This is a genomic window from Phormidium sp. CCY1219 (genome assembly GCF_055795085.1).
The window spans coordinates 1-8,215 of the sequence record NZ_JAYFEQ010000253.1 but is presented as its reverse complement, the minus strand read 5'-3'; the positions used below and the strand labels follow the sequence as shown (position 1 = coordinate 8,215).

Sequence of the window (8,215 nt, the reverse complement as noted above, 5' to 3'; positions counted from 1 at the left end):
CCCCTTAGTCCCCGATCGTTGGGGGGAAGACCGAATCCTCTTAAGCCCCCCTTTCAAAGGGGGGTTTGGGGGGATTTAATTTAGCTTGGGATTAGACCGTCTCCTGTTCTACCGTTAACAACCCCTGGGCCACCAGTTCGTCCACTAACTGAGTGACATCCTGACGCAAAGTTGCCTCATCCACATCAAATCGGCGCAATAGTTGCTCGATCGCAGTTTCGAAATCGAGGCGATCGCTCAAAAGTTGCCAGATTTGACTGCCTACGGGGTTTAAGCTGTAGTACATTTCATTGTCGATATTCATCAACACCACCTCGCCCGCCAGTTCTTGGGCGAAAACGTGACTGGGAATCGTAAATTGCATCGCGCTATTTTGGCTCCTGTTCAATTGCCTGACTATTTCCACAGAAATTTCCAGAGAAAGGCGAGTTTTTCTTTACCAATTTTATAGGTTTTAAGCAACCGGACAATCCGCAAGGGATAGTAAAGGAAAAACAAAAAATCAGGTAAAGCAAAGGTTTCTTTATCTCTTTCATTGACATTCAGAGCTAAACCCGCACAATATCGAATTTTCCCCCAAAAGCCCATTTCCATTATCGGAAACAGTATTAAACCGCCGAATAAACGACACTTGGCTCCCAATTCTACCCGATAAAAAAGCTGCTTATGTTCTTCGGCGATTTCTGACAGTTCGGGAAATTTTTGAGTTTGTTTTAACAGAGGTTCGGGCACCGGAATTTGCAGGTAAGTTTGAGTGATGAGAATGGCTAATAAAAAATTGCGATCGCTCTCAGTCGTTTCGCATCGCGCCATCACATCCTGCCAATCCACATCAGGATATTTGCGAATCAATGCCGCAAAATCGCAAAGCCTTTTCAACACTCCCCAACTGTCCTTCATCCCATGTAGGTACCCCAGCGCTACAGAGTTTTTGGGTGAAAATGTATGCACAGTTTTGCCTGCAATAGACACCGTTTGCAATTCCTCAAAAAAAGAGTCAGTATCTAGCCGCCGATAAAACTGTTCGGGGATGAGGCCAAAATGCAGGTCGATATTAACCTTCCCATCTTGTCGCACCATTTGGACTTGGGCGATTTCTTGTTCTTTTGTGCCCAAATATTTATCGTGGTATCCCTGTTGCATCAGCAAATTTTTGGCTTTGGGAAAATCGGCGGGACGCACCAAAATATCCAAATCGCAGAATTCTCGCACTCCCATGTTACCATAGGCTAATGCCGCCCAAATTAATCCTTTAAACGGAATGGCCTGAATATCATGGGTGGCGAATAAATCGAGAATTTGAAAGAGTTCTTTCGTCAGAAATAAATTGCGAGCAAGTCGGGTTTGAGCCTGAATGTGAAGTGTCTCAGCAATGGATGGAAGAATCAGTTCCGGGTGAGTTTGTTTCAGACTTTGGTAAAATAGCAGAAATACATTATGCTCCGCTGCTTTTTGGATGAGATAATCCCAATCTAGCTCGGTTTGCAGCAGGTGGGCGATTTCACTGGAAGTTGCGGTACCAAAGTGATAGCGGATGCAGCACAAAAGTAATTCAGCTTCGGGGTTACTTTGGTTAAGGCTGGAAATTGGAGCGTGGGTATTTTGGGTTAGATTTGCAATCATATTTGGATAAAGGCGATCGCGTAAAGTGGCGAGCAAGTCATTGGCAGTATAGCCGATCTCAATACCGATGCCATTCAAACGTTGAGAGGTTCCACCAGGGGTCATGCCATCTGAATCATATTTTTCGATACGGATGTTAGAGACGCGATAAATCGCCTCTGTGCCGTTTTTTTTGCAGACAATCCACCGGAGTTCATCTGACCGCCACCCGACATCGCCCCCTTTGTCATCCCGAATCCAGAGACGATCGCGGTAAAATAGGTGCTTAACTCAATCAGAAGCAGACCCGCAAAACCGTAAAACGCGATCGCCAGGGAACCCCCAATGCACCTATTCATCCGCAGAAGTTTCCCCGACAGACCCCAAGACACCATAACCCACCCGCGAAACTCTCCACCCCCAATCCCGGGATTTCATTACTCTTTCCGGGTATTTTCCCCCTCGCCAATCGAACCGCCCACCGAGTCTGAGGCGTGGGATGCAGTTTAATCCTTATTCCCTTCAATCCCCACCCCCCGACGGTTGGAAACGGAACTTGCGCCGCCAAAGTCGGGCAGGGTCCATCGTACAAGCAACCCTCGCCGCGATCGCTTGTATTCCGATTTCCATTGCCGTCGCCATTGTCGCAATTCTCATTTACGAAACCGTCCTATTTTTCCAAGACGTTTCCCTGTGGAATTTTCTCACCGATACGGAATGGACCCCGCGCTTTGCCAGCCAACAATTTGGCATTTTAGTTCTCGCCAGCGCCACGTTTATCGTCACGGGAATTGCCCTAATCGTTGCCATACCGATTGGCTTGCTAGCGGCAATTTATCTAGCAGAATATGCCCCGCAAAAAGTGCGCTGGGTGATGAAACCTATCTTAGAAGCACTATCGGGAATTCCCACGGTTGTTTATGGTTATTTTGCCTTTTTAGTCGTCACGCCGCTGTTACAAGAATTGATTCCGGGCATTGCCAGATTTAATGGATTAAGTGCCGGGTTAGTAACGGGAGTAAGCATTATTCCGATTATTTCTTCTTTGAGTGAAGATGCCATTCGCGGCGTTCCCGATCGCCTGCGCGAAGCCAGCTATGCCTTGGGATTGAACAAACGAGAAACCATTGTCAACGTTCTATTACCGGTGGCATTTCCCGGTATCTTTGCCTCATTTACGCTAGCTGCTTCTCGCGCCTTGGGAGAAACCATGATTGCGGCGATCGCTGCTGGTCAAAATCCGCAACTCACCCTCAATCCCTTGGTCCCCATCGAAACCATGACTGCCTTTATTATCCAAGTCAGTTTAGGCACTGTCGCCTTTAACTCCTTGGCTTTCCGCACCATTTTCACCGTGGGTATGGTATTATTTCTCATCACCTTGACCCTGAATACCTTCGGATATTGGTTAGTTCGTCACTATCAACAATCAATGACACAAGTGGTGGTTCCCAGCACACCGCGATCGGACAATTCCAATCTCTGTCTCGATTGCAATCTTCCCCCCCCACAAACCCGGGAATTGCCAATTTCCATTCGTCAATCCCCTGGCTTTCAAATCCCCTTTACCCGTCGCCATCGATTAGACCAATTCTTCAGTATCCTAACCTTTCTCGCCACCTTAGTCGCCCTCGCATTTCTCGGACTATTACTCCTGGATGCTTTTCGGCGGGGAATGCCTCAATTAGACTGGCAATTCCTCACCAGCATTCCCTCTCGAAACCCGGAAAAAGCGGGCATCTATCCGGCGCTAATGGGCAGCTTGTGGCTATTAGCCGTTACCTTGGTTCTCTCGTTACCAATTAGCATTGCTACTGCGATTTATTTAGAAGAATATTGCCCCGATAATTGGCTCAACCAACTGCTAGAAATTAATATCGCCAACTTATCTGCAGTTCCCTCTATCATTTACGGATTATTAGGACTGGAATTGTTCGTCCGACTGTTGGCCCCGCTGACGGGTGGTCCGACGATTCTCTCGGCGGCGCTGACTCTGACGGTGGTCATTTTACCCCTGTCTATCGTCACTACTCGTTCTGCTTTGCGTCGGGTTTCTGCGAGTTTGCATCAAGCAGGGTATGCTATAGGCATGACCCGCACCCAGGTGTTGTGGCATATCGTTTTACCTACGGCTTTGCCTGGAGTCTTCACCGGTGCCTTGCTTTCTCTAGCCCGCGCTGTGGGCGAAACCGCGCCTTTGATTGCGGTGGGCGCTTTATCGTTCATCTCTTTTGCACCGCCCCTGTCTTGGGAAGGACTTCGCAGCCGATTTACAGCCCTGCCTTTTCAAATTTTTAATTGGGTCTCTCGCCCTCAACAAGGGTTTCACAACAATGCTGCCGCCGCCATTATTGTTTTAATTGCTATTTTATTTGTGATGAATGTCTTGGCGTTACTCTTGCGAAACCGCACCAGCAAACCCTAGGCTTTTCACCCCTAAGCCCATTTCTAGTAGAAATGATTGGGATTGTGCCATTGATGTCATTGTTCGATTAATCCATGTCTGAAGATTTCCCTTTAAAATTTATAAGAAAAAGAGCCATTATGAAGTTTGCCTGGAATAATAAAGAACCGGAAGAAAATACTGTCATTTTAAATTTAAAAAATTTATCAGTATTTTATCAAAAATCCCAAGTTTTAGATAAAATAAATCTGGAAATTCAAAGCCATCAAATTACCGCGATTATCGGTCCTTCTGGCTGTGGAAAAAGTACCCTACTGCGATGCTTTAATCGATTAAACGATTTGAATCGCGATGTTTCGGTGAGCGGAAAAATTTTGTTAGACAATCGAGAGATTTACAGTTTCCATCCGGTGGACATTCGCCGTCGGGTGGGGATGGTGTTTCAAAAACCGAATCCGTTTCCCAAGTCTATTTACGAAAATATTGCCTTGGGATTGCGGATTAACGGGTATCAAGGAGACATTGATGAGTTGGTAGAATATTCCCTGCGTCAGGCGGCGTTGTGGGATGAGGTGAAGCAGAATTTGCGGCGAAATGCCCTGACCCTATCCGGGGGACAGCAGCAGCGCTTGTGCATTGCCCGCGCTTTGGCCCTACAACCGTCGATTCTGCTGATGGATGAGCCTTGTTCTGCCCTCGATCCGGTTTCTACGGCGCGCATTGACGAACTGATGCACGAACTCAAAACCCATTACACGATTGTTTTGGTGACGCATAATATGCAGCAGGCGTCTCGGGTGTCGGATATGACGGCGTTTTTTAACCTCAGAACCAGCGAAAGGGGAGAAAAAATTGGCTATTTGTCCGAGTACGATCGCACGGAGGTGATTTTTCACAACCCCAAGCAACCCTCAACTCAGGAATATATCAGCGGACGATTTTGTTAATTGTCGGTTGTGAATTGGCAATCTTTCTTCGGGGTGGAAGTGGGGGATAGCGCGATAAGATAGTGCCAGAGATATTGGGCAAAAAACTGATGGTCAAAATAACCGCGATCGCACCCACTGATGTCGCTGCTGGATTTCACGCCCTGTCCGATCCCCTGCGGATCCAAGTCATCGAGTTGCTGCGCGAACAGGAATTGTGCGTCTGCGAACTGTGCGAAAAACTCCAGGTCAGCCAGTCGAAGCTCTCTTTCCACCTCAAAACCCTGAAAGAAGCCAGCCTAGTGCGCGGGCGTCAGGAAGGTCGCTGGATCTACTACAGCCTTAATTTACCTCAATTTGTCGCCCTCGAACAGTACCTCGCCGAATACCGCCGCTTCAGTACCATGCTTCCCGCCCGCCCCTGCGAAGAAGTGGGCTGAAATCGGGTTAAGAACATCTTTCCCGGGAAAGTGGAGAATGCATTTTCCCGGGCAATTTTTCGTTAGGCGAACCCTTTTATCCTTTTCTTTACCTAACCTTAACCCTTTCATCAACTTTTTTTGAAATGATAGAGTTATAGACCCCGTGGTTAAGTATTGGGGGTAAACTCCATGAATGCAACAGCAAATCCGCTCATCAGGGGACTGAGGGCTGTAGCGCTCAGTTTAAGTGCCGCCGCATTAGTCAGCTCATGCGCGCAAAACGAGTCTCAGACAAGGCAAGCGATCGCGATCGACGGGTCATCCACCGTTTATCCGATTACCAACAGCGTGACCCAACAGTTTAAATCCGAAAATTCCAACGCCGTAGAAGTCACCGTAGAGTTTTCCGGTACTGGTGGAGGGTTTGAAAAATTCTGCGCGGGTCAAACCGATATCAACGACGCCTCGCGGCCCATCAATCCGCAAGAAATGCAAGCTTGCAAAGACGCAGGGGTGCCCTATATCGAACTGCCGATCGCCTTCGATGCGATTACCGTAGTGGTCCATCCCGAAAACACCTGGGCGCAGGACATCACCGTGGCAGAATTGGAACAAATGTGGCAACCGCAAGCCCAAGGAAAAATCGTCAAATGGAACCAAATCCGACCCTCCTGGCCCGATCGCCCGTTAACCCTGTACGGACCGGGAAGCGACTCCGGAACCTTTGACTACTTCACCGAGGCGATCGTCGGGCAACCCGAAGCCAGTCGCGATGACTACACCGCCTCCGAAGATGACGAGATTCTCGTCGAAGACGTCAGCGACGATCCAAACGCCCTAGGTTACTTCGGCTATGCCTACTACGAATCCAACGCCGACAAACTCAAAGCCCTCCCCGTAGACAGTGGCAACGGTCCGGTGATGCCCTCCCCGGAAACCGTGGAAAACGCCGAATATCAACCCCTGGCCCGCCCCCTGTTTATCTACGTCAACGCCGATGCGGCGCAGAAAAACCCCGCCCTACGAGACTTCGTAGAATTTTACATCGACAAAGCACCGCAACTGGTGAGTTCCGTCGGCTACATCCCCTTACCCGAAGATGGCTATCGTCTGACCTACATGCACTTCCACCGCAACAAAGTCGGCACCGTGTTCGAGGGTAAATCCGATTTTAATCTAACCATCGGCCAACTATTGCGAAAACAAGCCAAATTCTAATCTCGACGTTGAACAGACACCCACAAGCAACGGCGGAATTCGGCGTTTAAATTGCATATTTCTCTATCCAGCAAAACCCGAGTTCGAAAAGCCCTTGTGTCAGGGGGGTACAGGGAAAAAGCCCTCCTATGCGAGCTATTTTTACGGGCGATCGGCCACCTTCTGACTCGTTCCCAGCCCAGGCTGAGAACGAGTCAAAAATATGCAAATAAAAGGTAATCCGACTTCACCACTGTGGGATGGTTTCCCGGGCGCGGCTTCTTTTCTGAGAATTACATCAAGTTTTGTTGAAATGACTTGACATATCAACTTTTTTTGTTTTATACCAAAAGCAGAAACCACTCGCACACCGGAGGAAAATCGGCGTGAGTCAAAGCAACGGGCATTCTCAGAAACCAGCAGTGCGGGCGGGAAGCCGACTGAGTTTTTTTGAAAAATACCTCACCGTCTGGGTCATCTTCTGCATTGTCATCGGCGTTGCCCTGGGCAGATTATTTCCCGGAATTGCCGTCACCCTAGACGCGATGAGCGTTTACCAAGTCTCGATTCCGATCGCAATTTGCCTGTTTTTTATGATGTATCCGATCATGGTGAAAATAGACTTCACCCAGGCAAAACAGGCAATTCAGGCACCGAAACCCGTCATTCTCACCTTAGTCGTGAATTGGTTAATCAAACCCTTCACGATGGTGGTATTTGCCCAATTTTTCTTGGGATGGGTATTTCGTCCCCTCATTGCAGGCACGGATATCGTAAAAACCGGCAGCATTGAGTTAGCAAACTCCTACATTGCCGGGGCGATTTTACTCGGAATTGCGCCTTGTACCGCAATGGTATTGATGTGGGGATATCTGTCTTTTAGCAACCAGGGCCATACCTTGGTGATGGTGGCGATTAATTCCCTCACCATGCTGTTTTTATACGCGCCCTTAGGCAGATGGTTGCTAGCCGCCAATGATTTAACCGTTCCTTGGGAAACTATCGTCCTTTCGGTACTGATTTATGTAGGATTGCCACTAGCGGCGGGAACCTACAGTAGAGTTTGGATTTTCAAGCATAAAGGGCGCGAATGGTTTGAGCGAAAATTCCTCAAATACTTGAGTCCGATTTCCATTGCGGCGCTGCTGATTACCTTAGTGCTGCTGTTTGCCTTTAAAGGGGAACTGATTGCCAACAATCCGCTGCATATTGTATTAATTGCCGTGCCCTTGTTATTGCAGACCATTTTTATTTTCACCATTGCCTATGTAGGCGGGTTAAAACTGAACCTAGCCTATGAAGATGCCGCACCGGCAGCATTGATTGGGGCCAGCAATCATTTTGAAGTGGCGATCGCCACTGCAGTGATGCTGTTTGGATTAAATTCCGGTGCCGCACTGGCAACCGTTGTTGGGGTATTAATCGAAGTGCCCGTGATGTTAATGCTGGTAGAATTTTGCAAAAAAACTGCCTTTTGGTTCCCTCGCGAACCGGAGAAAGCCACCCTCACCGATCCGCGTTGCTTGCATCTGTTGCAGTAATCGGATATAGACTGCTACAATCCATTTTTTCGGTAGGCAAGGAGACAAATACAGGTTAAGTAAAGATGCAAATTATTGGGGAGATGGATTGGGGGAGGCGGAGCCTCGGGAGGGACGTTCCCA

The 8,215-nt window shown here is 48.3% G+C and carries 8 protein-coding genes; 5 read left to right on the top strand and 3 right to left on the bottom strand.

Annotated elements, in window-relative coordinates; genetic code table 11:
- Positions 1–91: 91 nt before the first annotated feature.
- From AC0QH1_RS02830 to AC0QH1_RS02820, 3 genes are read right to left on the bottom strand one after another with little or no spacing between them, the layout of a single operon-like run.
- Positions 92–364, bottom strand: a complete 273-nt coding sequence (locus AC0QH1_RS02830; protein WP_324629296.1) for a PqqD family protein — start codon at positions 362–364, stop codon at positions 92–94.
- Positions 365–396: 32 nt separating this feature from the next.
- A complete protein-coding gene (locus AC0QH1_RS02825; protein WP_324629295.1) occupies positions 397–1,728 on the bottom strand; it encodes a nucleotidyltransferase domain-containing protein in 1,332 nt (443 codons plus the stop codon).
- The gene (locus AC0QH1_RS02820; protein ID WP_324629294.1) at positions 1,725–1,961 is read right to left on the bottom strand and encodes a hypothetical protein; all 237 of its coding nucleotides are present in this window, start codon (positions 1,959–1,961) and stop codon (positions 1,725–1,727) included. The genes AC0QH1_RS02825 and AC0QH1_RS02820 overlap by 4 nt, the downstream gene beginning before the upstream one ends.
- A 140-nt stretch (positions 1,962–2,101) precedes the next feature.
- Here AC0QH1_RS02820 and pstA point away from each other — a divergent pair, with 140 nt between their 5' ends.
- The 5 genes from pstA to arsB all read left to right on the top strand — a co-directional run bounded on the left by pstA (position 2,102) and on the right by arsB (position 8,092).
- Positions 2,102–4,027 (top strand): phosphate ABC transporter permease PstA, encoded by a 1,926-nt coding sequence (gene pstA / locus AC0QH1_RS02815; RefSeq protein WP_324629293.1) that lies wholly within the window; start codon positions 2,102–2,104, stop codon positions 4,025–4,027.
- Positions 4,028–4,146: 119 nt separating this feature from the next.
- Positions 4,147–4,953 carry a phosphate ABC transporter ATP-binding protein PstB gene (gene pstB / locus AC0QH1_RS02810; protein WP_324629291.1) on the top strand — a complete coding sequence of 269 codons (807 nt, stop codon included), beginning with the start codon at positions 4,147–4,149 and terminating at the stop codon, positions 4,951–4,953.
- Between the two features lie 89 nt (positions 4,954–5,042).
- Positions 5,043–5,372 (top strand): ArsR/SmtB family transcription factor, encoded by a 330-nt coding sequence (locus AC0QH1_RS02805; protein ID WP_324629290.1) that lies wholly within the window; start codon positions 5,043–5,045, stop codon positions 5,370–5,372.
- Positions 5,373–5,543: 171 nt separating this feature from the next.
- Positions 5,544–6,572 (top strand): PstS family phosphate ABC transporter substrate-binding protein, encoded by a 1,029-nt coding sequence (locus tag AC0QH1_RS02800; protein ID WP_324629289.1) that lies wholly within the window; start codon positions 5,544–5,546, stop codon positions 6,570–6,572.
- Positions 6,573–6,937: 365 nt separating this feature from the next.
- Positions 6,938–8,092: an ACR3 family arsenite efflux transporter gene (gene arsB, locus AC0QH1_RS02795; RefSeq protein WP_324629288.1), complete on the top strand. Its 1,155-nt coding sequence runs from the start codon at positions 6,938–6,940 to the stop codon at positions 8,090–8,092.
- Positions 8,093–8,215 lie beyond the last annotated feature (123 nt).